The sequence below is a fragment of the Dyadobacter crusticola DSM 16708 genome (genome assembly GCF_000701505.1).
In the GTDB taxonomy this organism is placed as follows: domain Bacteria; phylum Bacteroidota; class Bacteroidia; order Cytophagales; family Spirosomataceae; genus Dyadobacter; species Dyadobacter crusticola.
Map to the genome: position 1 here is coordinate 1 of NZ_JNJB01000038.1, position 1,643 is coordinate 1,643.

Consider the following 1,643-nt stretch of genomic DNA (forward strand, 5'->3'; position numbering starts at 1 on the left):
ATCGGCAGCCCGGTCAGCGGCGGCTTTGCCTACACCTGGGCGCCTTCTACAGGACTTGACAACGCCGGGGTAAGTAACCCGTTAGCGACCTTAACAAGCGATCAGCAGTATATTGTTAAAATTGAGGAGACTGCATCGGGCTGTATCACAACAGACACGGTCAATGTTACAGTTGCTCAGGTTGTAGCAAATGCTGGTGTAGACCGCACGATCTGTAATGGAGCAACAGTGACGCTGGGAACTCCCGCGCCGGAAGGCACAAACTGGACATACAGCTGGCAGCCAGCTGCGGCCGCATGGACCAATGGCACCAATGCTTCTATGCCACAGCCACAGGTTGAGTTCTCAGCTACCGGCAAGCAGACCTTTATACTCACGGTTACTGACCCTGCTTCGGGCTGTGTGGCCATCGATTCGGTTACGCTTTCAAATGAGCTTACCCCTGGTGAATACACCGGCAGCGGCGTTACAATCTGCGAAGGCGAAGAGATTCAGCTTGGAAAAGCACCGATTGCCGGCGCCACTTACCAATGGACGGGAGCAGGACTGAGCTGCACCAATTGCAGTAACCCTGTTGCCAGCCCAAGTGCCACGACTACTTACACGCTTCAAGTGAGCTATCCTGGCTGTTCGGCTCCAATGACCGATCAAGTGACTGTTACCGTTAATCAGATCCCCGATCTGGTACTTAATGATGTTATTGTCTGCGCCGCAGGACCGGTTGCAATCGGCTTTGGTGCGACGGGTAACTCGGCAGCGCCTGCAGGAGCCACTTACCTTTGGTCGCCTGCAACAGGGCTCAACAGCACTACCGCAGCTAACCCAACTGCCAACGTAACGACAGCTACTACCTACTCGGTCGTGGTAACATTGGCCAACGGATGTAAGTTTACTGACGAAGTAGTGGTAACCCCGACAGGCGCGGCTGCGGGCAGCGATGCAACGATCTGCGCAGGAGAATCTACCCAAATTGGTACACCGGCCATAGCAGGCGCTACCTATGCATGGACTGGCGCTGGCATCGTAGGAGCAACCAATGTAGCACAGCCAACTGTAAGGCCGGCTGCAACGACAACCTATACGGTGAACGTAACACGCAATGGCTGTACCCGTACCGATAATGTTGTTGTGACGGTGAATACGCCCGCAGCTTTCAACATTACAGGTAACACCTCTATTTGCGTAGGTGGGAATACTACATTAAGCCTTGTAGGTGCGCCGGCTGCAAACACAACGTGGCAGTGGAGCCCGACGACAGGTGTAGCCAGTCCTACCGGCACTTCAACTACGATCACAACCGCTCAGACACAAACGTATCGTCTGACGCAGACCAACCTGACTACCGGTTGCAGTAATTTCAAAGAAGTAATTGTGGTTGTCAGCCCTAACACGATCGCGGCCAGTACTACACCGCTTGCTGTTTGTGAAGGTGTCGCAACGGCGCTTCCGTTGACTGTAACTTCCACAGGAAGCTATCAGTATGTATGGAGCCCTCAGGCAGGTCTTTCCAACGCATTTGTAGCTAGCCCAACGGTGACGGCTTCAACGAGCCGGACATATAATGTGGTAATTACCGATACGCAGTCTCAGTGCCAGCTGGCGCTGTCAGTACCGGTAACCGTGCGTTCTGCTGCGCAATGTCT

1 protein-coding gene is annotated in these 1,643 nt (G+C 53.9%); it reads left to right on the top strand.

What is annotated here, in order from left to right; all coding sequences use genetic code 11:
* A partial coding sequence (locus Q369_RS29335) for a hypothetical protein (RefSeq protein ID WP_031529886.1) occupies positions 1 to 1,643 on the top strand: 1,643 nt, incomplete at both ends.